The following is a 26898-nucleotide window of genomic DNA, read 5'->3' as shown; positions in this document are numbered from 1 at the left end:
AAACTCCCTTTAAAATGGCCGATGGCACCTGTCTATGATAGGTGGCAAATTCAGAAAAGAGAAGATTGCTGTGGAATAGCCGGAACTGCTCCGATCTCTGGAAGCGTTTTACGTAAGTCTTCCCACAGGGTATGTACCAGTTCCGGGGCCTGGGCAATGTCTGGCGTATGTAAAAAAAGATAAGGCGTAGTGGTCTGATGCCACTGCGCTAATTTCTGTAACCAGACCTGAAATAATTCCCGGTTTTGCGTCATATCATCACTACCGATAAAACGAATCAGCGGATTTGTCGCCGTCAGTACAGCATGTACCGGAACTTTAGGTTTTTTTCGTTGAGCGTCGCGAATAGCTTCACTGTGTGGACGTGCTGCATGAACAGGGCGGCTGTCTAAAATCATCAAGGTCTAAATACACTATGAGGTTGATTAGGGGTTGGTACAAGCCCAACTAACCGAATCAACTATGAGGATGATTCCTAGAACATCCGAATCAACTACCTGTAAAAACAGGACAATATCAGGTGAATGACTATGCAATTTAACGGTGTTTTTCCAAGTATCTATGCAATCCTACACAAATTCTATGCAGTATCGGTATAGTCTCTTTTTAGCATAACTTATTGAAATATATAAAGAATCTGTGAAGTCTCTTTTCAGGGTAAACTGTATCGTGTTAGTCGTCCCTCTCCAGACACTACATATAGTGCTATATACAGGACTATATAACGATATATAGATAGTTGGTCACATGGTGTAACTATCAAGAAACTTAACGATTTCCTACGTGAAAGTTAGAAAGTGATGGTTATAGTTACCCTCCTGAATCTTCATAGCGCTCTATTAACCAGTCTCATAAGGAAGTCCTTTTGAGACACTTTCAACGTAACGGTAGAATGCACCCTCAAGTAGTCTCAAAAGGTTGTTTTTGGATTATGAGACAGCTAAACTTATGAGACTAACTTTTGAGACTTCTAAGGGGAACATTATGGCGATACTTGGATATTGCAGGGTGAGTACAGATGACCAATCCATCACTAACCAGCAAATGCAAATTGAAGAGGCAGGGTACAACATTGCTAAATGGTTCGCTGATGAAGCTGTCAGTGGTTCTGTCAAAGCTTCTTTAAGAAACGGTTTCAGCAGTTTGTTAGCTTATGCACGAGAAGGTGACACCGTAGTTGTGGTAGCTGTAGACCGTCTTGGACGTGACACAATTGATGTGTTATCAACGGTTAAAGCGCTACAGGCTAAAGGTGTGACAGTTATCAGCCTTAGAGAAGGATTTGACTTATCAAGCGCTATGGGTGAAGCAATGTTAGGCATTATGTCAACGTTGGCACAGCTTGAAAGAAGCTTGATAGCAGAGCGTAGAAAGGCTGGTATTGAACGTGCTAAAGCTGAAGGGGTACATATGGGAAGACCTGTAAAAGCTTCTTCAGAGGCTGTACAGATGCTTATTTCACAAGGTAAAACGAGGTTGCAGATTCAGGAAGAGCTAGGAATCTCTAGAGCAACTTATTACAGACTTGCTAAATAAGTTACTGAATAGTTACATGGATGTAGCTGATATTTGGCTTTTTTGCCAAGGGGGTCACATAGCTGGTGTGACGGGTACTAAACACGTATACATCATGAGGTAGATTCTACCGAATCAACTAGACAGATATTTTCGAAGATTCGGGGAAGATGAGATTCAAAGAGGGCTAGTCATTTTTTATAAAAATTTTCAGACTCTGAAAAGTTACTGTACAGAATATATACAGATATCTTTAAAGTATCTGTAAAAACTTTTAAGATAAAAGATAGATATCCCAGAAAGGATATCCGTTTAGAAAACCTGTTAAGTATCTCTTAAAAGAGAGTAAACCTTGTCAAGAGTGATTGCAATAAAAATTTTTATTTCTTATGTCAATTGAGCATATTTTAATCGGGAAGCATCATGGGGGTTCTGATTACTGGAGAACTCCATTTTTGTTATTTAAGAACTTACACCGTGAATTTATTTTCAGTCTAGATGGTGCTGCAACTGAGCATGACACGCTGTTACCACGATTCACCGATGATATAAGCCGTCAATCATGGGTTAGTGAAAAGGTCTTCTGTAACCCGCCGTACAGCGATATTCCGTCGTTCCTCTTAAAAGCGTCTGAAGCGGATTTAGTAGCTTTCCTGATACCGCATAGAGCCAACACCAGCTACTGGCTTAGGCACATTTACAGCAATAACCACTGTCATGAAATCCGTATTCTTCATCGTGCAGTTAAATACCTTCCACCAGCAGGGCATAACAGGCTTACTATTAGGTCACCGTTTCCAAGTGCAGTCGTTGTTTTTAAAAAAGAACCACGTAAGCATGAAATTACACAGATGGTTTGCTGTGCTGATACATTGCTACCGTTAACCATCATTAACCGTGGTGGACTAAGAGGAAGACCCACCATTTACCCACCTGAGACGCTCGACAGCTTCATAAAACTATACAGGCAAGGAAAACCCATTAAGTACATTGCAGATGCTCTCAGAATGCCTCTGAGCACGTCATACAGGATTGCTCAAAGGTTGAGCTAAAATTCTCATAAATATGGTCATTTACAAGACAGGTGATTCAGATGTTAAGAAGTATCCCTGTGAACAATAAATGACCAATCAGTAATCATTCTGTGAAATAATTGTTGCAATTTATAATCACATCTGTTATAGTTTCTATATGGGCTGATAAAAAAGTTCATGTCTTGAAGTGGTAACACTTGGGGAGGTGTCAGATGGTTGGCGTATATTAACCTCTCATTCAGGGTATACCTCAGCGTTTTAATCATCGTACTGTTTCAGGCATGGACTTCTTTATCAGTCCATCAATCCCCCAGATATTTTAATCACACAGGCTAATCGGTTTTATCCGGTTGGCCTTTTCACGTATGAGGTAATTTATGAATGTCTAAATATAACCCAAATCAGTTTTATAAATTTGATGTGCGAATCTCTCAACTTTCAGAAGAAATTAACGCAGCAGCAAGATTGATTTATATGGTCATGGTCCATAGCTGTGACTTCTATGAAGAGAAATACAAATCATATTCACCAAGTATTGACCATCTCGCTTATATGGCTGGTGTATCAAAGAGAACAGCAATCAGAGCCATTGAGACACTTGAGAAACACGGTTTAATTCAGGTGCAAAAGAATCAGGGGCGTCAAAGCACTTATCGTGTATTCACACTGGATGATAAGCCGGAATTACTTGTAAGACCTACATCACAGGAAGTTGCAGCCTCAGTAAGACAAAATGACACCACTACCAGTGACAAAATGTCATGGGGGTAGTGACAAAATGTCACCCGTGTTAGAGAGATAAGTTATTAGATAAAACATTAGATAATAATATTACAGATAAGAATAAAGAGACTGGACTTAATGATGATATTAAAGAAGATGACTTTCTTTCTTTGGATGAATTAAATGATTTTCTCTCTATGAATGAATCTGACCTTGAAGTAAGCTCTAAAAAGACTTCTAAACAAGACAGAGAAATCACTGATGTGAGTGTTGATAGTGACCATAAAAACACACAGTGCCCCGCCACTGATGATGAGTTGGACCCCTTCGATGATGAAGAGGATGAACGTGAAAAAGCCATTAAGAGGGCAGAGAAGAAAAAGAGATTCGAGCTTGCAAGACAAAAGAACAAAGTATCGGGTTTAGACCCATTCGATGACAGTGAAGATGATTATTATCTTTCACCGAAAAAGAAACAAACTCAGGATGACAAGAAGCAAAAAATTAAACCGAAGATGTATTTTGCCGGTGGAGGAATTAAGTAATGAAAGAATATCACGGTGAAAAGAGATACAAAGATTACCTGTTAAAGCGTTACAGCATTTCTCGTGAAGGTCATCTTATGAAGGATACTCACGGGGAAGTTTACCGGATTAGACCAAAGAAAGAAGGGAGGGGTTATTTCTTTTACGATGGTGTGACAGATTTAAAGATTGACGCTTTGAGGTTTGCAGTGCTGTATCATTTTGATATCTGGAATTCAATCCACCAGCTACGATTAAAAGACGGTGACCCCAGCAACTTAAAGGCCACCAATATTATCACAAAACGTTAGTTTGTTTTACCATCATCAATCGTAATTGTGATTTCATATTTGAAAAGCTTAATGCTGAAATTGAATCGTGTACTTCTGGCGATAATCATTTTTAAAAGCTGATACACAAGAAGCACCAGAAACACAAAGCAACCTAAGCTTGCGAATCTGTGAGATTCAGCAATTGTTTCAAGAAAGCCCATTAATTCCCCTTATTTATCAAAGGGAATGACCTGTATCAGCCCCCTACAACCATATTAACATGTAAATGAGTTGTTGACAATATGTTATAAATATGTTAAAGTTAGTTATAAGTCAAAGATTTTAAGAAGGAAAATTTAATGAGACACACAGTTACACGCCTTTTGCCAGAGGCATATTCCAGACTGGCAGCAATCAAAGACAAATACCCAGCCATGAGCCACACAGCACTTGTTGGTGAGATTCTGAAGGAACACACAGCCCTTACACCGTTTGACGCTATCAAGGGCGTTGCAGAGGGTTCTAAGGCCATCAGAATCACAACGGGCCAACTGGAACTACTCAAAGCACAGTCCGCAGTGGCAGGTTGCTCAATGATTCAGGTGTTGAGTGCCAAGGTTCATCAACTGGCGGATAAGCTGGGGGTTTAATGCTATGCACATTTGATTATCATGCGTTTTATCGCCATAGAGGTCACCTTGTCCGTGAGAATAACGGAACATGGAAAGATTTAACTCGTAATGCTGAACCCTTCACACACCAGCAATTAAAATCCCGCTTCTCCAGATGGAAGAATGCACCAGCAGATACTGGTGATTTTGAGATTATCCATACCTTCGATTATGCCTCAGAAGATGACCTTCACGATGCAATTAAGCTGATTGAAGACTTCAATACCTCAGAAGATGTGGATGGTGACAAATATAAATCCCGTGGTAACCGCTATAACCGTGATGATATCACTCAGGCCATAAATGCTGGTCAATCTCAGCGATACATTACAGAAAAATATGGTATTTCACGGAGACAGTATTTCTACGTTAAGTCATTGATTAATAAAGACAATTAAAAATAACCATCTAAGAAACGGTAGAATGCACTTTACAGGCAGAGTTGCACCTTAATTTGATAAATTACCTTACCAGCCAGTGCAACTCCCTCTGTAACCCGCATGGTTACTGGCCTCAGAATGGCTATTTTAAGAGGTCTGAGGTGTGTTTCATAGGAGATTTAAAAATGAATAATTACCCAATGCAAATTATGGTTGATAACGACACTGCTATGATGGTGCAAAGCTTCATTGATGCAGGTATCGCAATTAATTTTGATAAATTACTAAAGCTGATGGCTGATAATGCAGAAAACATCTCTGACTTTATTCAGTCGGTGGAGTTTAACGAGCCTCGAATGATGCTACCAATTACAGACAGCAACATGAAAAGATTGGTTATCGAGCAAACGAACATATACAGTATTTCCCCAGAGCAATTTTTGAAAGGTGCTGTGACAATCCTGTACAGTGATAATATTCTGGTGACGGATTCTGTGAGGGTTCACTAATGGGTTTAATAATTGCTTGGACGTTGCTTGGCTTATTTGTTGGTTGCATTATTAACAATGCGGTAAATAAGAATTGATGTTATCAACCTGTTAAAAAGCTGTTGACAAATAACCTTAAGCATGGCATAATTTTAATTATGGGAGAGCAATTCTCTCTTATTTTTCTTTCAATAATCCGATGGATGGATATTCTGAGTTGGAAAGGTGCAATGCTTTTCGTCATGGCCTTTCAGGTTAGTCTGAGAGGCTATCTCAAAAAGTACTCTTGTTCATTCATTATTGAATCCTTTGCCCTTCACAGAAATGTTTAGGGCTTTTTCAGTTTTTAAAAGCACACTTGGCAGGTTCTTGTTCAGTCAGACTCTTCACCTCTGATTGCTGAGTGTGCTTCTATAAATTGAAATAACAAATAAACTAAGGGGTGAACGAATGATTAGAAATGAACATGAAATGCTTATCGAACACAGACCAAGTGCACTTGATATTCACGAATTAACTTTGCGTGAATCTTTTGATAGAGCTTGGCGGGAATCACACGAAGTAAATAAAGGTCCATATATTCCACCAGAACCACTCGAGATTCCAAGAGTTGAAATTGATTTTTCTATGAACGAACGGTGTGAACTTGATTTGAAGTTGAAGCTACAACGCCGATATTTCCAAGCTATTAAAGACTCTCAAGAAGCAATGAGAAGTGTTTACGAGAAAATTCAGTCCAAGCTTGAAGACGAAATTGACGAAATGGTTATTTCGATGGAGCTTCAAACCAATTCTTATGCTTGTTTCTCTCGACTAGACCGTGACGGTTGGGGGTATGACCCTGTAGAGATTGGTAAAGTGATTGCAGATTTACCAGAAGGTCAAAGAGTTGTTCGTACAGAAAGAGCTGTCAGAGCACCACATCGACTGTCTCTAATTGTTGCTGATAAATCACAAGCTGAGCTTGAAGAAATTGCCAAAGAGAAACTGATGAAAGCAAGAGAAAATGAGATTAATTTGCTGAAATCAAGACTGGCTAAGCTGATTAGTGAGGTAGCCTGAGTTTAACGGACACTCCTTCCTGAAATAGAATGGCATCAGAAGGAGCTAATAATGAGCAGAAAAACCCAACGTTACTCTAAAGAGTTCAAAGCCGAAGCTGTCAGAACGGTTCTTGAAAATCAACTTTCGATCAGTGAAGGCGCTTCCCGATTATCTCTTCCTGAAGGCACTTTAGGACAATGGGTTACCGCCGCCAGAAAAGGGCTCGGTACTCCTGGTTCCCGCACGGTGGCTGAACTGGAATCTGAAATTCTGCAACTGCGTAAGGCGTTAAATGAAGCTCGCCTTGAGCGAGATATATTAAAAAAAGCAACAGCGTATTTTGCACAGGAGTCGCTGAAAAATACGCGTTAATCGAACAATGGCGACAACAATTTCCCATTGAAGCGATGTGTCAGGTATTTGGTGTATCCAGGAGCGGTTATTACAACTGGGTACAGCATGAACCCTCAGACAGAAAACAAAGTGATGAGCGGCTAAAACTGGAGATTAAGGTGGCACATATCCGCACTCGCGAAACATATGGAACCCGGCGGCTCCAGACGGAGCTGGCAGAGAATGGCATCATCGTTGGTCGTGACCGACTGGCACGTCTTCGTAAGGAGCTAAGGCTACGCTGTAAGCAGAAACGCAAGTTCAGAGCGACTACGAACTCGAACCACAATCTGCCAGTTGCGCCAAATCTGCTGAACCAGACGTTCGCTCCTACAGCACCAAATCAGGTCTGGGTGGCGGACCTGACGTATGTTGCCACACAGGAGGGATGGTTGTACCTCGCTGGCATCAAAGATGTTTATACGTGCGAAATTGTCGGCTACGCCATGGGAGAGCGCATGACAAAAGAGCTGACAGGTAAAGCCCTGTTTATGGCGCTCAGGAGCCAGCGCCCACCTGCCGGGCTAATCCACCACTCTGATCGAGGTTCACAGTACTGCGCATACGATTACCGGGTCATACAGGAGCAGTCTGGTCTGAAAACATCAATGTCGCGTAAAGGTAACTGTTACGACAACGCTCCGATGGAAAGCTTCTGGGGAACGCTGAAAAATGAGAGCCTGAGCCACTATCGTTTTAATAACCGGGATGAAGCCATCTCAGTAATACGGGAATACAGGTAATGACTCCAACTTATTGATAGTGTTTTATGTTCAGATAATGCCCGATGACTTTGTCATGCAGCTCCACCGATTTTGAGAACGACAGCGACTTCCGTCCCAGCCGTGCCAGGTGCTGCCTCAGATTCAGGTTATGCCGCTCAATTCGCTGCGTATATCGCTTGCTGATTACGTGCAGCTTTCCCTTCAGGCGGGATTCATACAGCGGCCAGCCATCCGTCATCCATATCACCACGTCAAAGGGTGACAGCAGGCTCATAAGACGCCCCAGCGTCGCCATAGTGCGTTCACCGAATACGTGCGCAACAACCGTCTTCCGGAGACTGTCATACGCGTAAAACAGCCAGCGCTGGCGCGATTTAGCCCCGACATAGCCCCACTGTTCGTCCATTTCCGCGCAGACGATGACGTCACTGCCCGGCTGTATGCGCGAGGTTACCGACTGCGGCCTGAGTTTTTTAAGTGACGTAAAATCGTGTTGAGGCCAACGCCCATAATGCGTGCAGTTGCCCGGCATCCAACGCCATTCATGGCCATATCAATGATTTTCTGGTGCGTACCGGGTTGGGAAGCGGTGTAAGTGAACTGCAGTTGCCATGTTTTACGGCAGTGAGAGCAGAGATAGCGCTGATGTCCGGCAGTGCTTTTGCCGTTACGCACCACCCCGTCAGTAGCTGAACAGGAGGGACAGCTGATAGAAACAGAAGCCACTGGAGCACCTCAAAAACACCATCATATACTAAATCAGTAAGTTGGCAGCATCACCGGGAATACATTGAGATTTTCTACAATCGTCAGCGTCGTCACTCTCGTCTGGGGAATATCTCCCCGGCAGCCTTCAGGGAAAAATATCATCAGATGGCTGCTTAAAAAAAGAACAAATGGTAGTGTCCGCTATTGCCAGTACACCTCAGGGTATAAGGGGTTATGGCCACCGGACTACCAAACGGCTGCCAGCCCTCTTTCAGTTTATGTGTCAGCTTTTCCGCAAGATCTGACGGCGGCGCCGCCCTGACAACATCATAGTGTTTAAATGCCATGGTTCTTTCCACCATCTGAAAAATAATTCTTTAAAATACCTGACATGTAATACAGAAAAAACACAAAACCATACCTTAAATAAAAACCTGATTATCAAGCAGATATGCATGGATAAACTACAAGACGAGATATAAACCACCCTGCATTTAAATAAACAATAAACAACATCAGAAAAATAATTCTGCTCTATGGTTTACATTCAAAAATATCATTTATACTTTTCAGAACATCACCAGCAAGGCATAAACAAGGAAACTAAATGAAGTGGATTGTGATTGATACAGTTATCCAGCCATCATGCGGAATATCTTTTTCAGTCATATGGAGTAAAATAAAATTAATAATCTGGTATCAATCGGATGCTTTCTTACCTCCTGAAAGTATATTTACACTGACTCACACAGGCATCATGCTCAATAACAAAGTGCTACCTGTAACCATTTACAACGTAGTACCATTCAATAAAACATTCTGGAATTCAATCAAAAATAGCCAGGAATGCCCTACAAATACAGATAACGTATTGAATGAATGCTTTAATAACCGTTGCACTCTGCAAATATGTCCTTATGGACTAAAACAACAAAGTCCATAAGGAGTTTACTCACATCTGACAAAATCAATATAAACAGCCCCTCCGGAGAGGGGCTGGAGAGTGGCGCTATGTGCCATTGCATGGTGCCGGGTGCCTCCCGGTGAATTCAGTACCAGCACCTGAATCCGCGATTATCCCATATACCTACTCGCTGATTGCCCCTCCGCACAGGGGGATTCACCATGCCAGTTTCTTTTAACAAACTCCCCGCAAACCAGACAACAGTCAACCGCCTGAATTGTGAAGTATTTAAAAATTTCTCCCGCTAACTGATACCCGGCTAACAGTCTGGCGTTTTCTTTTTCAGCAACGGGAAAGCAACAACCACCACACCCGCCACCAGCACACCGTCAGCCAGCACTGACATTATCCGGCTGCTGCAATGCCATTCACAAAAACAGTAAGCAATCACTTTTTACCGTAACAGGTGATAATCCAGATATGTATCTACCCCAGATGAGTAATCCGAAGTTCATCCATACCACAGGTCCTGGCTATTCTGTTGTACTCCTGAACAAGAGCAAATAATTCTGAATTAGCAACCATGAACTCATCGCAAACCCTCTGTATAGCATCACTATTCAGAATAATAACGTCTCTTCCCGAAAGACGATCAGGAGTACAGAACAAAACTGTCAAACGGCTGAAGGCCTTTGCTCGTGCTGCATTGACTATATCAATACGCTGCCTAAGGATGAAACACCCCGACGCCTCATCAATATTCACTCTACCCACACCATATGAATGATAAATATTTAATGCTGAAAAAACCATTAGACCGTATAACAAACACTCAATCAATACTTAACAGAACTTTTATTTTTGACAAACATAAAATATTTTCAACAATATCCTGAGCCAGGTATATTTCAGTATAAGGCTCTGCCGGAAGGAATCTGGAAGAATGAATATGGCGCGCTGTACTGGATTCGAACCAGTGACCGATTGCTTAGAAGGCAATTGCTCTGTCCGGCTGAGCTAACAACGCTGAATACCGATAATGGACCGCCATCGGGGACCCGCCCCCGCACCAACAACCCTGTTATCATGTCGTCTGCTCTTCCTGATAAGCTAATGGCGGTTTGTGATGGTGGCCCTTGCTGGATTTGAACCAGCGACCTGGCGATTATGAGTCGCTCGCTCTCACCACTGAGCTAAAGGGCCGGGAGCAGAATAATAACGGTCCGTAATTAATTCCGCAATAAAAAACCCGCTCGGCGGCGGGTTGTAGAAACTCTTCTAACGTCAGGCATAAAACGCCCATAGTTATGACGAATTTACCACAGATTCCGGAAAAATCAACCTAGTTACCTTTTTTAACTGCCGCTCAGCCCATGCTTCTTCAATATCAAACCGGGTCACCAGCGCATCATAGAATTTCTTAACTGTTTTTTCCCATGACGCGCGTGTTATCTGGTTTGTCACCTCGCATATAGCATTAAATGCCTCCGTTGATGGTAGTCTTTCATAGCCACGACCACCACAACGCTGGCAGTCTCTGATAACAGGCATACCACGTTTTACCGACTCTTCACGATGAATGGCGACACCACGCCCACGGCAATCCTTACAGGCGGTGGAAACCTCACCCTTTCCGCCACACTCCGGACAGGCAACTTTTACCACCTCCCTGACTTTTTTCCATTCTTCCCAGTAAGACGGATACACACCTTTCGTACACTTTGCCCATACCGGCGGCTTACCATCCGGATACTGGACCTTGTTTGTAAAAACTACGCTTTCAATAAATTTTTCCCCATAGCAACAAGGGCACTGCTTTTTACTCGCTGCGCTGCGGGCATAATCCTCAAAAGCGTACGAAGCCATAATGCGCATCACTACCGGTTTTATTTCTGCCGGAAGTTTTCTCAACGCCGCCACACGATCGCACCGACTGAGTGCATAATCTGCCAGTAATTCTGTTGCCCGCGCCCTGTCATTCATACTGATGCCCATTTTCCCCAGGAACGCAGAAAACCCCATCTCAGCCCGATTCTGTGTCATGCCCTGCGCGGCCATCACATCAGTGATACTCAGCGCATCTTTTGACGTTGAGGCCGATGCATCGGTCAGGCAAGGGGATTTTGGGGAGTAGTATTTCGGTAAATCTTCCAGTTTCATTTTTTGACCTGCTCTTCATGCATTATGGGGTAAATCTTCACCCCCAGACGTCCACCAGATACTGGCTGACCACGAACGATATTGATTTCATCAAACTGCTCATCGTCCATTAACACTCCCGCATGTGTCAGTGCATCCAGTGGTGCTTTCAGGATATTGTCCAGGTCACGACGGCGCTTATCCGGTGGCTCTGCAATAATCTTTATCGCCAGTCTTCCGGACAGGCTTAATTTCAGTCGCTGCTGACGGACAATAAGCGCCACATCCCGGCGATAACGCTCACCGGCTTTTGATACAAAATATGTGTTGTCACGACGTCGCCAGTAAGTATTCACCGTCGGCGGATAAGGTAAAATAAACTCATGGCGCATCAGCGCAGCACCTCCTGCACCAGTTTTTCAAACTTTCCGACTCTGGTTTCCAGCTCTGCCACACAGTCCACCAGCTCATCTACTGCTTTCTGTGCGCGATGCTTCGCCTGCATCAGTTCCCGAAGCGCGGGTACCATATCTTTACGGATAGCGTCTTTTGTTATGCCCGTTTTTTCGAGTTGTTCAGCATGACGCAGCATTTCCTGCGCGTGTTTACGCAATTGTTCAGGGGTAAAAGTCATTGTCTGGTTGTTCAAAAGAAACGCTCCATCTTACTGCTGTCAGTTCGTTTATTACTGTATCTGCGCGGATTGCCGGGCTTCATGGGAGTGGAAAGCACCCGTGCACTTTCCTGGTCCACAGGCAGAAAATGTCCGTAGACTGGCCCCCTGAATCTCCAGACAACCAGTATCACTTAAATAAGTGATAGTCTTAATACTAGTTTTTAGACTAGTCATTGGAGTACAGATGATTGATGTCTTAGGGCCGGAGAAACGCAGACGGCGTACCACACAGGAAAAGATCGCAATTGTGTCAACGCCACGATGTTTGACCGTTATTTGCCATTTTCATGCCCGCTAAATACTTTCGTTACTGATGCTGTCCGCTTTCCACCATTTCATCATCACTGATTGGCGTTGTGTTTTTGGTCAGCACTCCAGCTTTACGTTTCTCTTTTAACCGGTAACTCTCTCCTTTGATATTCAGCGTGGTTGAGTGATGTAGCAGCCGATCCAGGATCGCTGTTGCCAGTACGTGATCTCCGAACATTTCTCCCCAGTCTGCGAACCCTTTGTTTGACGTCAGTATGATGCTCGCTTTTTCATATCGACGGTTCAGTAGCCGGAAGAACAGACTGGCTTCCTCTCTGTTCATCGGCAGATAGCCTATTTCATCCAGGATCAACACCCGGGCATAACTCAGTTGCTGTAGCTGACGCTCCAGCCGGTTTTCCTGTTTCGCTTTCATCAGTGTCGCGATCAGTCTGTCCAGTGGCATAAACAGTACCCGATGTCCCGCATCCACCGCTTTCACGCCAAGAGCTATGGCCAGATGAGTTTTTCCGACACCAGGAGGGCCCAGCAGGATCACGTTTTCGCTGCGCTCCACGAACGCCAGACCAGCCAGTTCCCGGACAACCTTACGGTCGATGCCCGGCTGGAAGGTAAAGTCGAACTGCTCCAGCGTTTTGACCCACGGCAGACGAGCCTGCTTCAGCCTGGACTCCATACCGCGCTGATGCCTGCCGTTCCATTCCTGCTGTAGCGCCATGCACAGGAACTCCCGGTAGTTCAGCTCTTTTTTAGCTGCCTGTTCCAGCAGGCTTTCAACGTGATAACTCAGATGCTCCATTTTCAGGCGACTCAGCAGGACTTCCAGTTCATGCATCACAACAGCTCCTCATAGGCACTCAGTGGTCGATGTTCCACCTGACTGACCTGCTGCCAGAGCGGGGCGTGATGCTCCGGCACTGTCTGCCAGCCAGACGATGCTGAACAGAGGCGATGTGAGGCCACCAGTTTCTCATTACTGTAGATCCGCAACTCGTCATCCAGCGATATTCGTATCGATACCGGCTGACCACACAGCGCTTCGGGAACGCTGTAACGATTACCACCAACCTCGATATAGCTGTCCCAGGACACATGGCGGATATCGAAGTAACTGGTATCGAAGTCTGTATCCGGTAACGGCTGCAGATGTTCCTGCTCCAGCGCGAAGCGCTGTTCCGGCGTTTCTTTGAACTGGCGAAGCTCCCGTTTGTCAGCCACATCGGCTATCCATTGCTCCAGTTGTTGATTGACATGAGTGAAGCTGTCGAACCTGCGGTACCGGACGAAGAAGTTCTCCTTGAGGTATTTCACCATCCGCTCAACCTTACCTTTTGTTCTGGCCCTGCGTGGACGGCATGCCCGTGGCAGGAAGTTATAGTGGTCAGCCAGCAACAGGAATCCGGAGTTGAACACGACTTTCCCGTTGTTATTCTTCAGCACCGCAGCCTTCTGGTTATCAACCAGCACCGTTTTCACACAACCACCGAAGTAGCGGAAGGCGCGAACCAGTGATTCGTAGGTATGCTCAGCATCCTGTTTTGGTGCGGCGAAGACATGGAAGCTGCGGGAGAACCCCAGCGTATTAACCGCAAAGTTAACTTTGCACCGTTGCCCGGCAACCTCCACCTCAACTTCGCCCCAGTCATGCTGGAGCTGGTATCCAGGCTGAGTTTCGAAGCGAACTGTTCTTTTTGACGGACGCATTTTACGTTTGGGCTGGATGTAGTAACGCAGCATGGAACGTCCGCCCGTATAACCCATTGCCTTAATCTCCGCGAAGATAACCTCGCTATTCCAGACATTCTCTGCCAGGCGCATGTCGATGTAATCCATAAACGGTTTCAGCTTAACCATTTTGTGGCGGGTCTTTCTGGCTGGCGGTTCAGGGTATTTGAGGTAGCGTCTGACCGTCCGTTCAGAGCAACCAATCTGAGTCGCAATATCGACGATGTACGCGCCCTGCTGGCGCATTTGCTTTATCATGTAAAAGTCCTCTCTGCTCAGCATGTTGATGTCCTTTCTGGTGTGAGAACCTTAAGGAAACAACATGGTGTAGCAGCCAGCCAGTTATTTCTCTGGCGTAAGCAATACCAGGAAGGAAGTCTTACTGCTGTGGCCGCCGGAGAACAGGTTGTTCCTGCCTCTGAACTTGCTGCCGCCATGAAGCAGATTAAAGAACTCCAGCGCCTGCTCGGCAAGAAAACGATGGAAAATGAACTCCTCAAAGAAGCCGTTGAATATGGACGGGCAAAAAAGTGGATAGCGCACGCGCCCTTATTGCCCGGGGATGGGGAGTAAGCTTAGTCAGCCGTTGTCTCCGGGTGTCGCGTGCGCAGTTGCACGTCATTCTCAGACGAACCGATGACTGGATGGATGGCCGCCGCAGTCGTCACACTGATGATACGGATGTGCTTCTCCGTATACACCATGTTATCGGAGAGCTGCCCACGTATGGTTATCGTCGGGTATGGGCGCTGCTTCGCAGACAGGCAGAACTTGATGGTATGCCTGCGATCAATGCCAAACGTGTTTACCGGATCATGCGCCAGAATGCGCTGTTGCTTGAGCGAAAACCTGCTGTACCGCCATCGAAACGGGCACATACAGGCAGAGTGGCCGTGAAAGAAAGCAATCAGCGATGGTGCTCTGACGGGTTCGAGTTCTGCTGTGATAACGGAGAGAGACTGCGTGTCACGTTCGCGCTGGACTGCTGTGATCGTGAGGCACTGCACTGGGCGGTGACTACCGGCGGCTTCAACAGTGAAACAGTACAGGACGTCATGCTGGGAGCGGTGGAACGCCGCTTCGGCAACGATCTTCCGTCGTCTCCAGTGGAGTGGCTGACGGATAATGGTTCATGCTACCGGGCTAATGAAACACGCCAGTTCGCCCGGATGTTGGGACTTGAACCGAAGAACACGGCGGTGCGGAGTCCGGAGAGTAACGGAATAGCAGAGAGCTTCGTGAAAACGATAAAGCGTGACTACATCAGTATCATGCCCAAACCAGACGGGTTAACGGCAGCAAAGAACCTTGCAGAGGCGTTCGAGCATTATAACGAATGGCATCCGCATAGTGCGCTGGGTTATCGCTCGCCACGGGAATATCTGCGGCAGCGGGCTTGTAATGGGTTAAGTGATAACAGATGTCTGGAAATATAGGGGCAAATCCAGTCCGTTATAAAAACGCCGGTAAATCGTTCCCAGAGAACCGTGAGGTAGCCTGAGTTTAACGGACACTCCTTCCTGAAATAGAATGGCATCAGAAGGAGCTAATAATGAGCAGAAAAACCCAACGTTACTCTAAAGAGTTCAAAGCCGAAGCTGTCAGAACGGTTCCTGAAAATCAACTTTCGATCAGTGAAGGCGCTTCCCGATTATCTCTTCCTGAAGGCACTTTAGGACAATGGGTTACCGCCGCCAGAAAAGGGCTCGGTACTCCTGGTTCCCGCACGGTGGCTGAACTGGAATCTGAAATTCTGCAACTGCGTAAGGCGTTAAATGAAGCTCGCCTTGAGCGAGATATATTAAAAAAAGCAACAGCGTATTTTGCACAGGAGTCGCTGAAAAATACGCGTTAATCGAACAATGGGCGACAACAATTTCCCATTGAAGCGATGTGTCAGGTATTTGGTGTATCCAGGAGCGGTTATTACAACTGGGTACAGCATGAACCCTCAGACAGAAAACAAAGTGATGAGCGGCTAAAACTGGAGATTAAGGTGGCACATATCCGCACTCGCGAAACATATGGAACCCGGCGGCTCCAGACGGAGCTGGCAGAGAATGGCATCATTGTTGGTCGTGACCGACTGGCACGTCTTCGTAAGGAGCTAAGGCTACGCTGTAAGCAGAAACGCAAGTTCAGAGCGACTACGAACTCGAACCACAATCTGCCAGTTGCGCCAAATCTGCTGAACCAGACGTTCGCTCCTACAGCACCAAATCAGGTCTGGGTGGCGGACCTGACGTATGTTGCCACACAGGAGGGATGGTTGTACCTCGCTGGCATCAAAGATGTTTATACGTGCGAAATTGTCGGCTACGCCATGGGAGAGCGCATGACAAAAGAGCTGACAGGTAAAGCCCTGTTTATGGCGCTCAGGAGCCAGCGCCCACCTGCCGGGCTAATCCACCACTCTGATCGAGGTTCACAGTACTGCGCATACGATTACCGGGTCATACAGGAGCAGTCTGGTCTGAAAACATCAATGTCGCGTAAAGGTAACTGTTACGACAACGCTCCGATGGAAAGCTTCTGGGGAACGCTGAAAAATGAGAGCCTGAGCCACTATCGTTTTAATAACCGGGATGAAGCCATCTCAGTAATACGGGAATACATTGAGATTTTCTACAATCGTCAGCGTCGTCACTCTCGTCTGGGGAATATCTCCCCGGCAGCCTTCAGGGAAAAATATCATCAGATGGCTGCTTAAAAAAAGAACAAATGGTAGTGTCCGCTATTGCCAGTACACCTCAAGGCCACTGCGGAAGACGTGAAAAGCACGGGGAAAAACGCCGTCTTATCCGGTCAGCGTGCACAGGCAGCCGCAGGTTATGCCCGCGCAGCAGAACAGGCCAAAAATGACATTGATGCTGCGCTGACCGGCACTCTGAAAACGGCTAACCATCTGTCTGAAATCGCAGCAGCAGGCGAAAAGGCACAACAGAAGTCCCGGGATAATCTGGGGCTGAAAAGTGCGGCCACGATGGAAGCACAGAGCGACATTTACGACCGGACAAAAGGCCGTCTGGCGATACCCGGCGCATTCGGCTTTGGGTGTGCTTTTCTGCCTGAAGATGTTATCCGTTTTGACACTAAGAGTGATTTCCTGGCCTGGGTAAGGAATGCGCTGCCAGGTGAATATTCCGTTGCTGGCCCCTACGACATCATCATACCCGACACACGGTTTGAAGGGGTGCTCAGCATCCGGTGGACTGATGCACGCCCTGAGACAACAGAACCGCGGTACAGAGCCAAATCCCTTACTTTTTACGGCATTAACGGCCCCATTTATCACACCCGCTACTGCTACTGGCCCATATCCAGACTGACTGGCTGGGTGAAAATAAATATAACCACAGAAGATATTATTTACAGAATCGTGGCGAGCTCTGTCCGCAACAGATGGGGAGACCCTGACATTGGCGGGCTGATTATTGCTGCGTACCAGGGAGAAGCTGACGGTGATAAAGTCATCAGACTTGTCAGGGGGCAGTCATACAGAGGCTCACGACTGGGACCGGTGGGGATTTCAGTGCCCAGTACTCCCACCGGAACGTATATAGCATCCCCACAATTTTTCATTACGGGATGTTCAGAGCATTCATTACCGGGGTCATATTGCGCCCTGTCCGGGGTGCCGGATGCACATGTCTCTGGCGCAATGCCCGGGCTTTTTATTCGCACATCGTGAGGAATGCACCGTGGAAATTAAAAAAATCATTAATCCCCGTTATACCGAAAGTGGCGCAGTAGACTGTGACGTTTTTTTTGACGACAGGGACCAGGCAGTCCCCTACACAGCCACCGCTGATGATGTCGCACCGACGGGTCAGCAAATCTGGCAGGAACTGCAAAGTGGCAAATGGGGTGAGATAGCCCCATTCACTGTGACACCAGAAATGCTGGAAGCGGCCAGAGAGGCCAGGCGTCAGGAAATTGAAGCATGGCGCGCAGAACAGGAGGCGAAGCCGTTCACGTTTGAATGGAACGGTCGTATCTGGAATGCTGGTCCCGACTCACTGGGCCGCCTGTCCCCGGTAGTCATGCTGGCAAAATCTGTCACAGCACAAACACATATGGCGTGGAGCGATGCCGATAATCAGCAGGTGAAACTGTCGATGCCGGAACTGGAAGAACTGGCGGCAGCAATGGTGCAGGCGCAGGTCGATCGCAACGATGAGATTTATCGCCGTCAGCGTGAAATGAAAGAGGAGCTGAGCGGTCTGGATGATTTGGCTTCAATTCGGGCGTTTGACGTTGAGTAATGAATAAGCCGCAACTGGCGGAATCACAGAAGACCGCTTTGCTTACCGAAGCGGAGTCTGTCATCCGGCCGCGGGGGCGTGCTGTCAGGCTGAACAGGGAAACGGATGAATCCGGGGAGGCCCGGGGGCGGGCCTCTGTTTTTCCGGAGTCAGTCCGGTCTGTGGTTTATGCAATGTGATTATGAATGGTGCAGTTGTGAGCCGTTTTCAGGCAATCGCAGGGCCAGTACCTCGTCAGTCAGCTGACGGTAAATCTGCTGTTCAGTCTCACGCATCACCTGTGCACCGGCTTCCCTCTCCGCATCCGCATCACCGCTCAGACCTGATGCTTTCAGCCGGTCAGCCACCCTCTGAGGGTACTCATTCTCCAGCATCTCATATTTCTGCTCTTCTGCCAGCGCCCAGCGGTCAGCTTCCGTACGCTTCAGTACAGCATGCCATGGTCCCCAGAGGGAGAACCAGTCCGTAAATTCATTCTCTTCACGGCTTCTGACCATGGCTTCGGCAGTGCGGAGGTCATTTGCTGTCACTCCCGACACGCCATAGAAACGCATTTCCTTCACGGCAGTGGAGAGCTGAAGTTTCTCTGCGAGCATGGTCTGGAAGGCCAGGTAGACTTCTATCTCATCCACAAAATGGAGAGTTCTGACTTTATCCCGGGCAATGTCCTCCAGAATTTCGAGGCGGAACATTTCCCTGCCCAGGGAGAGCAGAGCGCCGGTATCATTATCGAAAAGGCCTTCAGATGCCTGATGGACCAGGAGGGTTTTCCGGAGATTGTTCCATGTGAGCGCGACACGGTCCTCACAGCTCTCAGTGGCATCAGCAGCAACAGCGAAAGACTGCTGTCGAAGCTCCGCAGAGGCACTGAGTTTTTCCAGCCATGCAGCGACCTGTTCACGGAATCCGGAGGTATTGCGTGCAGAGACGGTATCGGAAAGGCGGTCAAGGAACGCGGAAAAGGTGTTGGCATGCTCTTCATGTTCAAAAGCATGCCATATCTGTGATACATCAGATTGTTTGTTTTCCGGGAACCATGCTGTCACGGCATCAGCCAGGGGGCGATGGAGTGTATTCTGTTGTCCGTCACTCATGGAGAAGTAAATCTGCGGGCCGTGGTAGTCCGGCGAAGAGGTTAATCTTTGCAGGGATTGCAGAGCATGGGATGACAATGGGTTATCACTAATATCTATTGAACATTCATTCCTCAGATTAAGAATGCTTTCCGGGATATGACTTATCTGATTTATGTCAAAATAACCGTTCCTTAAATTTTCCGGCAGGTATGGAATATCGGTTAACATATTGTCGATTGCCCATATGGAGTGAATGTTGTGAGGTAGAGGGGGGAGTTCACTAAGAAGATTCCCTATTGCGCTAATCTCTTGTAAAGAAAATGGTAAAGGTGGTAAAACTGCCAGCCCATTACATGATACATCTAATGTTTCCAGTAGTTCTGGTAAAACAGGAAGAGAACATAATTGATTATTTGAGACATGAAGCTCCTTCAAAGATATGGGGAGTGTGGGTAGTGTGATTAGTTGATTGTGGGACGCATTCAATAATTTAAGTCCTTGAGGCAAAGCAGGCAGTTCAATAAGTCTGTTATAGCTGACATTAAGCTGTGTAAGGGACGCAGGCAATGGGGAGATTAAGCTTAAATTATTTTTACTTATATTAATTGATTTAATTCCCGGGGGATTTCAGGTAATGTTGTCAGGCCTAATTCAGACAAGTCCAGGTTCGTCTCTTGGTTTTGTAGACATGATACTAGTCGCTGAAAAGCGATGTCTCGTTGTTCTTCTTGTATGCGGTTATTTTTCCATTCAGTCCAATGGGTTAGATAATTTTCATATGCACGGCTAGTGTCGATTGAATAAGTGGAGAACGAATTTGAAATTAATCTGTGATTGTTATTTGTCGGGAGCATAAATATCAGGGCGTATTCTTTATGTTGAGAGGTGTTGGATTCTTTTTTATCTGCTTTGCAATGTTATTGGTTCCCTTCAGCAGTAGACAGGAACTTCTGGAGGAGGCGGATATATAGTTTGTGTAAGCATATTAACTCCATATGTTATATATTGAAGAACTTCTGCTTTACACTATCCTAAACTGGATCGGTTTAATGTAAAAAAACGATACTTTTTGGGGGAGGGGGCAATTTTTCCTTAAGGTATGAAAAAAGGAGCTGAAGCTATATAATAGCTATTAATGCCACTGGTATCAGTGAATCATGTATATAAAAAACTGTGTTAAGGAGGCTGTCCATTAGCGGTTTTTTATTCTTCTGGAACCGCGGCATCTTTGCGTATCTTTTTGTCTTCTCACCGTCTGGTCGGTGTTTTGCTGAGACTGCTAATTTCCTGTCTTTGCTAGTGCTGTACTGGTACTGCCCAATCATGATTGGCGGGGGCGGGCGGAGTTGAGACCGCAGACACGTCGTATGCAAGAACGTGCTGCGGCTGGCTGGTGAACTTCCGATAGTGCGAGTATTGAATGATTTCCAGCCGTTACTGATTTTACGTGCTAATTAGTGAACAAACCACTCGTCAGCAGACTCCCAGGTATCTTTCAGAGTTTCCTGAACAAAAGTTTTAGCTGAATCTTTATCGGCGGTGCGCGTAACAGAAAGGCCATCGTTGCTGGTGGCTTTTACGATCACCTCTACATCGTCATAACGTTTACTGATGCGTCGGGTTAATTCTTCCTTTAACGCATCCACAGCACCGGTTGGCATTTTAGTCATTTTCTCTTTGGCTATGCAGATTTCAATACGCATAAAAATCCCTCTACACTGTGTTTTTATACAGTATTATTTTTAACTGTATGGATAAACAGTGTCAAGAGTGAGGGAAAGTGATTTTTTGGGGCATGCATGGGGCAAAAATATTTGTTGTGGGGCATTTTGGGGCATGATTGGGACACTTTGTTACATATGAACTTTGCCGATTTTCATATGGCATGGCAATCCAACGCTTTGATTATTCTAAAGAAAACACATGCTCTTGGGCGTTCTTTAGTGATTTTTAAAAATCCCGTATCACGCAGTTAAAGTGGCGGGCATACTCTTCAAGGCTGGTGATCCCCAACCGCACCCATTTAGGATGCGACCATTGCGGTAGACCGATGTAAATCATAACGCGTGAAGGATCTCTTCCACGCTACGCACACGGGCGATGCGCGGGTAGATATGATTAATGCTGTTATTGTGTTGCTCGGCGCTGGCGGCACTACAGGCGTCTTCGGCAATCACCAGATTAAAGCCAAGTTCCCAGGCATTGCGGGCGGTGGATTCAACACCGATATTGGTCGAGATCCCACATAACACTATTGTATCGATACCTCGGCGGCGCAGTTGCAACTCCAGATCCGTACCGTAAAACGCACCCCACTGACGTTTGATGATTTCGATATCACTGTCAGTTGCACCTAATGCAGCTGGATGTTGCCACCAGTTTTCGGGCAACACTTTAGCGGGGGAGGGGGCATCAACCGGCTGTTTTAATGCTTCGGCGTAATCGGCAGACCAGCCAACTCGCACCAGAAACACGGGCTGACCGCTGGCGCGAAATTTCGCCGCCAGCTTCCCGGCGCGATTAACTACCTCATCGGCAGTATGTGGACCACCGGCAAAAGGTAAGATGCCTTCTTGTAAATCGATCACCACCAACGCAGTGGTTTTAGCATTAAGTTCAAGCATGCTGACTCCTGAAAAAACAAAATCGTGCCTCACACCTTAATGCGATTAGCCGATGGCGGAACGACAAATTTTGTTAATTTTTATGAGTTCGGGCAACACCTTTATAGCAAACTGGCGTAGAGTCTGATTTCAGGCCCGATATAAAGTGGTAACGAGGCGTTACAGCGCGGGCCAGGCTCTTACGGTGCGGCAGAATTTCCAGTATAATAGCCGCCTTTTTTCATTCAGTTGTGACATACAGCTAACGCTGCGACTTGGTCACCTGCGCAGCAGGGGGCATCCGCCGGCAGCTAAGTTAAGGGATATCTCATGCGTACAGAATATTGTGGACAGCTCCGTTTGTCCCACGTGGGGCAGCAGGTGACTCTGTGTGGTTGGGTCAACCGTCGTCGTGATCTTGGTAGCCTGATCTTCATCGATATGCGCGACCGCGAAGGTATCGTGCAGGTATTTTTCGATCCGGATCGTGCGGACGCGTTAAAGCTGGCCTCTGAACTGCGTAATGAGTTCTGCATTCAGGTTACGGGCACCGTACGTGCGCGTGACGAAAAAAATATTAACCGCGATATGGCGACCGGCGAAATTGAAGTGCTGGCGTCCTCGCTGACTATCATCAACCGCGCAGATGTTCTGCCGCTTGACTCTAACCACGTCAACACCGAAGAAGCGCGTCTGAAATACCGCTACCTCGACCTGCGTCGCCCGGAAATGGCGCAGCGCCTGAAAACCCGCGCTAAAATCACCAGCCTGGTGCGCCGTTTTATGGATGACCACGGCTTCCTCGACATCGAAACTCCGATGCTGACCAAAGCCACGCCGGAAGGCGCGCGTGACTACTTGGTGCCTTCTCGTGTGCACAAAGGTAAATTCTACGCACTGCCGCAATCCCCACAGTTGTTCAAACAGCTGCTGATGATGTCCGGTTTTGACCGTTACTATCAGATCGTTAAATGCTTCCGTGACGAAGACCTGCGCGCTGATCGTCAGCCTGAATTTACTCAGATCGATGTGGAAACTTCTTTCATGACCGCGCCGCAAGTGCGTGAAGTGATGGAAGCGCTGGTGCGTCATTTGTGGCTGGAAGTGAAGGGCGTGGATCTGGGCGATTTCCCGGTAATGACCTTTGCGGAAGCAGAACGCCGTTATGGTTCTGATAAACCGGATCTGCGTAACCCGATGGAACTGACCGACGTTGCCGATCTGCTGAAATCTGTTGAGTTTGCAGTATTTGCGGGGCCGGCGAACGATCCGAAAGGCCGTGTTGCCGCTCTACGTGTTCCGGGTGGCGCATCGCTGACCCGTAAGCAGATCGACGAATACGGTAACTTCGTTAAAATCTACGGCGCGAAAGGTCTGGCTTACATCAAAGTTAACGAACGCGCGAAAGGTCTGGAAGGTATCAACAGCCCGGTAGCGAAGTTCCTTAATGCAGAAATCATCGAAGCCATCCTGGATCGTACTGCCGCGCAAGATGGCGATATGATTTTCTTCGGTGCCGACAACAAGAAAATTGTTGCCGACGCGATGGGCGCACTGCGCCTGAAAGTGGGTAAAGACCTTGGTCTGACCGACGAAAGCAAATGGGCACCGCTGTGGGTTATCGACTTCCCGATGTTTGAAGACGACGGTGAAGGCGGCCTGACGGCAATGCACCATCCGTTCACCTCACCGAAAGACATGACTGCTGCAGAACTGAAAGCTGCACCGGAAAATGCGGTGGCGAACGCTTACGATATGGTCATCAATGGTTACGAAGTGGGCGGTGGTTCAGTACGTATCCATAATGGTGATATGCAGCAGACGGTGTTTGGTATTCTGGGTATCAACGAAGAGGAACAGCGCGAGAAATTCGGCTTCCTGCTCGACGCCCTGAAATACGGTACTCCGCCGCACGCAGGTCTGGCATTCGGTCTTGACCGTCTGACCATGCTGCTGACTGGCACCGACAATATCCGTGACGTTATCGCCTTCCCGAAAACCACGGCGGCAGCGTGTCTGATGACTGAAGCACCGAGCTTTGCTAACCCGACTGTACTGGCTGAGCTGAGCATTCAGGTTGTGAAGAAGGCTGAGAATAACTGATATGACTCAAATACACGAAATCATTCGCGTTGCATCAAGGCGGCAACTGAGTGAACTCCCATGAGCATAGATAACTATGTGAATGGGATGAGCGAAGGCAGTCAACGAAGAGGCAGCGTGAAGGATAAAGTGTATAAGCGTCCCGTTTCGATCTTAGTGGTCATCTATGCACAAGATACGAAACGGGTGCTGATGTTGCAGCGGCGTGACGATCCCGATTTCTGGCAGTCGGTAACCGGCAGCGTGGAAGAGGGTGAAACCGCGCCGCAAGCTGCCATGCGCGAAGTAAAGGAAGAGGTCACCATTGATGTTGTCGCTGAACAACTGACCTTAATTGACTGTCAGCGCACGGTAGAGTTTGAAATTTTTTCACATTTACGTCATCGCTATGCGCCGGGCGTGACGCGTAATACGGAATCATGGTTCTGTCTTGCGCTCCCGCACGAACGCCAGGTAGTCTTCACTGAACATCTGGCTTACAAGTGGCTTGATGCGCCTGCTGCCGCGGCGCTCACTAAGTCCTGGAGCAACCGGCAGGCGATTGAACAGTTTGTAATTAACGCTGCCTGAACAGGCAGGGCTATCTGGAGATATTTTTATGGCAGGTCATAGTAAATGGGCCAACACCAGACATCGTAAAGCTGCGCAGGATGCTAAGCGCGGTAAAATCTTCACTAAAATCATTCGTGAGCTGGTAACCGCGGCTAAGCTGGGCGGTGGCGATCCGGACGCTAACCCGCGTCTGCGTGCGGCGGTGGATAAAGCACTGTCTAACAACATGACCCGTGACACACTGAACCGCGCAATTGCACGTGGTGTGGGCGGTGATGATGATGCAAACATGGAAACCATCATCTACGAAGGTTACGGTCCTGGCGGCACGGCAATCATGATTGAATGTCTGTCTGACAACCGCAACCGTACCGTTGCTGAAGTGCGTCATGCATTTAGCAAATGTGGCGGTAACCTCGGTACTGATGGTTCCGTTGCCTATCTGTTCAGCAAAAAAGGCGTGATCTCCTTCGAGAAAGGCGATGAAGACACCATTATGGAAGCAGCACTGGAAGCAGGTGCTGAAGACGTTGTGACCTATGATGACGGCGCGATTGACGTCTACACTGCATGGGAAGAAATGGGTAAAGTGCGCGACGCTCTGGAAGCGGCAGGTCTGAAAGCAGACAGCGCGGAAGTTTCCATGATCCCGTCCACCAAAGCTGATATGGATGCAGAAACCGCACCGAAACTGATGCGTCTGATCGATATGCTGGAAGATTGCGACGACGTGCAGGAAGTCTACCATAACGGTGAAATCTCTGATGAGGTTGCAGCAACTCTCTGATGGGGCCTGCTAAACAGCAAAACGGAGACGCGTGATGGCTATTATTCTCGGCATTGACCCGGGTTCGCGCGTGATCGGCTATGGTGTCATCCGCCAGGTAGGCAGGCAACTGTCCTACCTGGGTAGCGGATGCATACGCACCAAAGTGGATGATTTACCGTCTCGTCTGAAGCTCATCTATGCGGGCGTGACGGAAATCATCACCCAGTTCCAGCCAGATTATTTCGCCATTGAACAAGTCTTTATGGCCAAAAATGCCGACTCGGCTCTGAAACTGGGGCAGGCGCGCGGCGTGGCGATTGTGGCGGCGGTGAATCAGGAATTGCCGGTATTTGAATACGCGGCACGTCAGGTAAAGCAAACGGTGGTAGGTATTGGTAGTGCCGAAAAAAGCCAGGTGCAGCATATGGTCCGCACCTTGCTGAAACTGCCCGCTAATCCACAGGCGGATGCCGCCGATGCGTTAGCTATCGCGATTACCCATTGTCACGTCAGCCAGAATGCAATGCAGATGAGCGAATCGCGGCTGAACCTGGCGAGAGGGCGACTGCGTTAAGTTATACCGCCTCGGTCAGTTCAGGCTGAGGCGTTTCAACTCCCTCCGCGTGAATCAACACCAGACCCGGATGATGCCACAAACTGGCTGGCGTGACGGTTTTACGCTCCCACGGAATAGAACCTAAGAACCAGAATTTCCAGAAAGTGAGTTTTGCATTCGGATTGCTATTTAACAGTTCTCCAAACGTTTCTATTTCACCCACCGGAATGCATAGCGCTTCTTTATAAATATCAAAAACAAATTTTGAACAGAACTGGCGCGAAGATTCGTATTTAAAACCGGTGTGGTAAAGTTTGCGTAGCCGGGAGGGAACCTGTTCAACAATTCGTTGTTTTTGTTGTTCTGTCAGCCCAGCGTCTAATCGCTTTATAGCATAGCGTTGATTAGACGAACGTTTAATAAAACGAGATAGCGTGGTGATGGTTGAAAGGGGAACCCGGCTTTCTGCAACCAGGAAGTCTTCACCGTTATGACCGATAATGATCCCGACGTGATTACTCCAGCAATTTGATGCAGCTGATATTTGACCAAATAAGGCAGCACCTATACATGTAAAGACGATATCTCCAATTTCATATTCAGCAGGGTAATTAATATTCACGTTGTCATTCCATTGAAATAGATACGAATATACGTAATAGCATAAAAAATTTATTTTTTTTTCAGGAGGCGCAATGTATATTTTTATTACGCATTTATTCACTGAATATGTAATATTAAAATATTTGCTTCCAATATAACCTGTAGAATAAATTATACTGT

At 47.0% G+C, this 26898-nt stretch carries 25 protein-coding genes, 2 tRNA genes and 10 pseudogenes; 20 read left to right on the top strand and 17 right to left on the bottom strand.

Features of this window, described 5'->3' with window-relative positions:
- Positions 1–50 precede the first annotated feature (50 nt).
- Positions 51–398, bottom strand: a pseudogene (locus C1P89_RS09125) (DUF72 domain-containing protein); the annotation flags it as partial.
- A gap of 586 nt (positions 399–984) precedes the next feature.
- Here C1P89_RS09125 and C1P89_RS09120 point away from each other — a divergent pair.
- From C1P89_RS09120 to C1P89_RS09075, 9 genes and pseudogenes are all read left to right on the top strand, one after another.
- The gene (locus C1P89_RS09120; RefSeq protein WP_000996134.1) at positions 985–1536 is read left to right on the top strand and encodes a recombinase family protein; all 552 of its coding nucleotides are present in this window, start codon (positions 985–987) and stop codon (positions 1534–1536) included.
- Between the two features lie 368 nt (positions 1537–1904).
- The gene (locus C1P89_RS09115) at positions 1905–2567 is read left to right on the top strand and encodes a DNA N-6-adenine-methyltransferase (protein ID WP_000021003.1); all 663 of its coding nucleotides are present in this window, start codon (positions 1905–1907) and stop codon (positions 2565–2567) included.
- A 363-nt stretch (positions 2568–2930) separates the two neighbouring features.
- Positions 2931–3817: pseudogene (locus tag C1P89_RS09110) on the top strand (helix-turn-helix domain-containing protein).
- A complete protein-coding gene (locus tag C1P89_RS09105) occupies positions 3817–4107 on the top strand; it encodes a hypothetical protein (protein WP_000666098.1) in 291 nt (96 codons plus the stop codon). Before C1P89_RS09110 ends, C1P89_RS09105 begins: the two are co-directional and overlap by 1 nt.
- A 320-nt stretch (positions 4108–4427) precedes the next feature.
- Positions 4428–4718, top strand: a complete 291-nt coding sequence (locus C1P89_RS09095; protein ID WP_001216626.1) for a hypothetical protein — start codon at positions 4428–4430, stop codon at positions 4716–4718.
- Positions 4718–5137, top strand: a complete 420-nt coding sequence (locus C1P89_RS09090) for a hypothetical protein (protein WP_000882667.1) — start codon at positions 4718–4720, stop codon at positions 5135–5137. Before C1P89_RS09095 ends, C1P89_RS09090 begins: the two co-directional genes overlap by 1 nt.
- 167 nt (positions 5138–5304) lie before the next feature.
- Positions 5305–5628 (top strand): hypothetical protein, encoded by a 324-nt coding sequence (locus tag C1P89_RS09085; protein ID WP_001067387.1) that lies wholly within the window; start codon positions 5305–5307, stop codon positions 5626–5628.
- A 429-nt stretch (positions 5629–6057) separates the two neighbouring features.
- Complete coding sequence (locus C1P89_RS09080; RefSeq protein ID WP_000620675.1) at positions 6058–6669, top strand: hypothetical protein; 612 nt, start codon at positions 6058–6060, stop codon at positions 6667–6669.
- Positions 6670–6720: 51 nt separating this feature from the next.
- Positions 6721–7781 (top strand): annotated as a pseudogene (locus C1P89_RS09075) (IS3-like element IS600 family transposase); the annotation flags it as partial.
- Between the two features lie 16 nt (positions 7782–7797).
- On the opposite strand, the gene C1P89_RS09070 reads toward C1P89_RS09075, so the two are convergent.
- Positions 7798–8495 (bottom strand): IS1-like element IS1A family transposase gene (locus C1P89_RS09070; RefSeq protein ID WP_094096600.1). Its coding sequence is split into 2 segments (ribosomal slippage): positions 7798–8246 and positions 8246–8495, totalling 699 coding nucleotides; the frame shifts between segments, so codons are not numbered across the junction.
- 54 nt (positions 8496–8549) lie between these two features.
- Between C1P89_RS09070 and C1P89_RS26350 the strand changes: the two are divergent.
- A pseudogene (locus tag C1P89_RS26350) lies at positions 8550–8654 on the top strand (IS3 family transposase); the annotation flags it as partial.
- Here the strand turns inward: C1P89_RS26350 and C1P89_RS09060 are convergent.
- Positions 8651–8824, bottom strand: a complete 174-nt coding sequence (locus C1P89_RS09060; protein ID WP_005145943.1) for a DUF1737 domain-containing protein — start codon at positions 8822–8824, stop codon at positions 8651–8653. The pseudogene C1P89_RS26350 and the gene C1P89_RS09060 overlap by 4 nt on opposite strands.
- Positions 8825–9084: 260 nt before the next feature.
- Between C1P89_RS09060 and C1P89_RS09055 the strand changes: the two genes are divergently transcribed.
- Complete coding sequence (locus C1P89_RS09055; protein WP_032156133.1) at positions 9085–9420, top strand: anti-adapter protein IraM; 336 nt, start codon at positions 9085–9087, stop codon at positions 9418–9420.
- A gap of 280 nt (positions 9421–9700) precedes the next feature.
- Here C1P89_RS09055 and C1P89_RS09050 read toward each other — a convergent pair whose 3' ends face one another.
- From C1P89_RS09050 to istA, 9 genes and pseudogenes are all read right to left on the bottom strand, one after another.
- Complete coding sequence (locus tag C1P89_RS09050; RefSeq protein WP_000562553.1) at positions 9701–9832, bottom strand: DUF3927 family protein; 132 nt, start codon at positions 9830–9832, stop codon at positions 9701–9703.
- A 499-nt stretch (positions 9833–10331) separates the two neighbouring features.
- A tRNA-Arg gene (locus C1P89_RS09040) sits at positions 10332–10408 on the bottom strand.
- Positions 10409–10508: 100 nt separating this feature from the next.
- Positions 10509–10584 (bottom strand) — tRNA-Ile (locus C1P89_RS09035).
- A 102-nt stretch (positions 10585–10686) separates the two neighbouring features.
- The gene (locus tag C1P89_RS09030; protein ID WP_000762867.1) at positions 10687–11541 is read right to left on the bottom strand and encodes an antitermination protein; all 855 of its coding nucleotides are present in this window, start codon (positions 11539–11541) and stop codon (positions 10687–10689) included.
- Positions 11538–11912 (bottom strand): RusA family crossover junction endodeoxyribonuclease, encoded by a 375-nt coding sequence (locus tag C1P89_RS09025; protein ID WP_001215509.1) that lies wholly within the window; start codon positions 11910–11912, stop codon positions 11538–11540. Before C1P89_RS09025 ends, C1P89_RS09030 begins: the two co-directional genes overlap by 4 nt.
- A complete protein-coding gene (locus C1P89_RS09020) occupies positions 11912–12169 on the bottom strand; it encodes a hypothetical protein (RefSeq protein WP_001064800.1) in 258 nt (85 codons plus the stop codon). The genes C1P89_RS09025 and C1P89_RS09020 overlap by 1 nt, the downstream gene beginning before the upstream one ends.
- Positions 12166–12288, bottom strand: a pseudogene (locus C1P89_RS26450) (hypothetical protein); the annotation flags it as partial. The gene C1P89_RS09020 and the pseudogene C1P89_RS26450, both read right to left, overlap by 4 nt.
- A 215-nt stretch (positions 12289–12503) precedes the next feature.
- Positions 12504–13301 carry an IS21-like element IS21 family helper ATPase IstB gene (istB, locus tag C1P89_RS09010; RefSeq protein WP_000544828.1) on the bottom strand — a complete coding sequence of 266 codons (798 nt, stop codon included), beginning with the start codon at positions 13299–13301 and terminating at the stop codon, positions 12504–12506.
- Complete coding sequence (istA, locus tag C1P89_RS09005) at positions 13301–14473, bottom strand: IS21-like element IS21 family transposase (RefSeq protein WP_000952382.1); 1173 nt, start codon at positions 14471–14473, stop codon at positions 13301–13303. Before istA ends, istB begins: the two co-directional genes overlap by 1 nt.
- Positions 14474–14506: 33 nt before the next feature.
- On the opposite strand from istA, the pseudogene C1P89_RS09000 reads away from it, so the two are divergent.
- From C1P89_RS09000 to C1P89_RS08985, 4 genes and pseudogenes are all read left to right on the top strand, one after another.
- Positions 14507–15627: pseudogene (locus C1P89_RS09000) on the top strand (IS3-like element IS2 family transposase); the annotation flags it as partial.
- 116 nt (positions 15628–15743) lie between these two features.
- Positions 15744–16901 (top strand): annotated as a pseudogene (locus C1P89_RS08995) (IS3-like element IS600 family transposase).
- A gap of 102 nt (positions 16902–17003) precedes the next feature.
- Positions 17004–17882 (top strand): annotated as a pseudogene (locus C1P89_RS08990) (phage tail protein); the annotation flags it as partial.
- Positions 17833–18456, top strand: a complete 624-nt coding sequence (locus tag C1P89_RS08985) for a DUF4376 domain-containing protein (RefSeq protein WP_000551126.1) — start codon at positions 17833–17835, stop codon at positions 18454–18456. The pseudogene C1P89_RS08990 and the gene C1P89_RS08985, both read left to right, overlap by 50 nt.
- 179 nt (positions 18457–18635) lie before the next feature.
- Here the strand turns inward: C1P89_RS08985 and ipaHd are convergent.
- From ipaHd to C1P89_RS08960, 4 genes and pseudogenes are all read right to left on the bottom strand, one after another.
- Positions 18636–20386: pseudogene (ipaHd, locus tag C1P89_RS08975) on the bottom strand (T3SS effector E3 ubiquitin-protein ligase IpaHd).
- 600 nt (positions 20387–20986) lie between these two features.
- Positions 20987–21235: a DinI-like family protein gene (locus tag C1P89_RS08965; RefSeq protein ID WP_001217553.1), complete on the bottom strand. Its 249-nt coding sequence runs from the start codon at positions 21233–21235 to the stop codon at positions 20987–20989.
- A 262-nt stretch (positions 21236–21497) separates the two neighbouring features.
- Positions 21498–21593, bottom strand: a pseudogene (locus tag C1P89_RS25905) (hypothetical protein); the annotation flags it as partial.
- A complete protein-coding gene (locus C1P89_RS08960) occupies positions 21590–22156 on the bottom strand; it encodes a hydrolase (RefSeq protein ID WP_000891620.1) in 567 nt (188 codons plus the stop codon). The pseudogene C1P89_RS25905 and the gene C1P89_RS08960, both read right to left, overlap by 4 nt.
- Before the next feature lie 309 nt (positions 22157–22465).
- Here C1P89_RS08960 and aspS point away from each other — a divergent pair, with 309 nt between their 5' ends.
- From aspS to ruvC, 4 genes are all read left to right on the top strand, one after another.
- Entirely contained in the window at positions 22466–24238 is a 1773-nt protein-coding gene (gene aspS / locus C1P89_RS08955; RefSeq protein WP_001258664.1) for an aspartate--tRNA ligase, read from the top strand.
- Between the two features lie 117 nt (positions 24239–24355).
- Positions 24356–24808 carry a dihydroneopterin triphosphate diphosphatase gene (gene nudB / locus C1P89_RS08950; RefSeq protein ID WP_001308712.1) on the top strand — a complete coding sequence of 151 codons (453 nt, stop codon included), beginning with the start codon at positions 24356–24358 and terminating at the stop codon, positions 24806–24808.
- A gap of 28 nt (positions 24809–24836) precedes the next feature.
- A complete protein-coding gene (locus tag C1P89_RS08945) occupies positions 24837–25577 on the top strand; it encodes a YebC/PmpR family DNA-binding transcriptional regulator (RefSeq protein WP_000907248.1) in 741 nt (246 codons plus the stop codon).
- A 34-nt stretch (positions 25578–25611) separates the two neighbouring features.
- Positions 25612–26133: a crossover junction endodeoxyribonuclease RuvC gene (gene ruvC, locus C1P89_RS08940; RefSeq protein WP_005140141.1), complete on the top strand. Its 522-nt coding sequence runs from the start codon at positions 25612–25614 to the stop codon at positions 26131–26133.
- A gap of 1 nt (position 26134) precedes the next feature.
- Here the strand turns inward: ruvC and C1P89_RS08935 are convergent, their stop codons facing one another.
- On the bottom strand, positions 26135–26737 hold the full coding sequence (locus tag C1P89_RS08935; protein WP_001024929.1) for a YebB family permuted papain-like enzyme: 603 nt from the start codon (positions 26735–26737) through the stop codon (positions 26135–26137).
- 73 nt (positions 26738–26810) lie between these two features.
- Here C1P89_RS08935 and yobI point away from each other — a divergent pair, with 73 nt between their 5' ends.
- The gene (gene yobI, locus C1P89_RS08930; RefSeq protein ID WP_072095795.1) at positions 26811–26876 is read left to right on the top strand and encodes a stress response small protein YobI; all 66 of its coding nucleotides are present in this window, start codon (positions 26811–26813) and stop codon (positions 26874–26876) included.
- Positions 26877–26898: the final 22 nt, after the last annotated feature.

The sequence above is a fragment of the Shigella sonnei genome (assembly GCF_002950395.1).
In the GTDB taxonomy this organism is placed as follows: domain Bacteria; phylum Pseudomonadota; class Gammaproteobacteria; order Enterobacterales; family Enterobacteriaceae; genus ECMA0423.
This window is presented reverse-complemented; position numbering and strand designations above follow the sequence as displayed.

Coding starts and splice junctions, on each gene's coding strand:
- istB (WP_000544828.1), bottom strand. CDS start 13,301: ATGCATGAACTGGAAGTCCTGCTGAGTCGCCTGAAAATGGAGCATCTG.
- C1P89_RS09055 (WP_032156133.1), top strand. CDS start 9,085: ATGAAGTGGATTGTGATTGATACAGTTATCCAGCCATCATGCGGAATA.
- C1P89_RS09115 (WP_000021003.1), top strand. CDS start 1,905: ATGTCAATTGAGCATATTTTAATCGGGAAGCATCATGGGGGTTCTGAT.
- aspS (WP_001258664.1), top strand. CDS start 22,466: ATGCGTACAGAATATTGTGGACAGCTCCGTTTGTCCCACGTGGGGCAG.
- C1P89_RS09095 (WP_001216626.1), top strand. CDS start 4,428: ATGAGACACACAGTTACACGCCTTTTGCCAGAGGCATATTCCAGACTG.
- C1P89_RS08985 (WP_000551126.1), top strand. CDS start 17,833: ATGCACATGTCTCTGGCGCAATGCCCGGGCTTTTTATTCGCACATCGT.
- C1P89_RS09080 (WP_000620675.1), top strand. CDS start 6,058: ATGATTAGAAATGAACATGAAATGCTTATCGAACACAGACCAAGTGCA.
- C1P89_RS08960 (WP_000891620.1), bottom strand. CDS start 22,156: ATGCTTGAACTTAATGCTAAAACCACTGCGTTGGTGGTGATCGATTTA.
- C1P89_RS09090 (WP_000882667.1), top strand. CDS start 4,718: ATGCTATGCACATTTGATTATCATGCGTTTTATCGCCATAGAGGTCAC.
- C1P89_RS09060 (WP_005145943.1), bottom strand. CDS start 8,824: ATGGCATTTAAACACTATGATGTTGTCAGGGCGGCGCCGCCGTCAGAT.
- C1P89_RS09105 (WP_000666098.1), top strand. CDS start 3,817: ATGAAAGAATATCACGGTGAAAAGAGATACAAAGATTACCTGTTAAAG.
- C1P89_RS09025 (WP_001215509.1), bottom strand. CDS start 11,912: ATGCGCCATGAGTTTATTTTACCTTATCCGCCGACGGTGAATACTTAC.
- C1P89_RS09120 (WP_000996134.1), top strand. CDS start 985: ATGGCGATACTTGGATATTGCAGGGTGAGTACAGATGACCAATCCATC.
- C1P89_RS08945 (WP_000907248.1), top strand. CDS start 24,837: ATGGCAGGTCATAGTAAATGGGCCAACACCAGACATCGTAAAGCTGCG.
- ruvC (WP_005140141.1), top strand. CDS start 25,612: ATGGCTATTATTCTCGGCATTGACCCGGGTTCGCGCGTGATCGGCTAT.
- C1P89_RS09030 (WP_000762867.1), bottom strand. CDS start 11,541: ATGAAACTGGAAGATTTACCGAAATACTACTCCCCAAAATCCCCTTGC.
- C1P89_RS09085 (WP_001067387.1), top strand. CDS start 5,305: ATGAATAATTACCCAATGCAAATTATGGTTGATAACGACACTGCTATG.
- istA (WP_000952382.1), bottom strand. CDS start 14,473: ATGCTGAGCAGAGAGGACTTTTACATGATAAAGCAAATGCGCCAGCAG.
- C1P89_RS08965 (WP_001217553.1), bottom strand. CDS start 21,235: ATGCGTATTGAAATCTGCATAGCCAAAGAGAAAATGACTAAAATGCCA.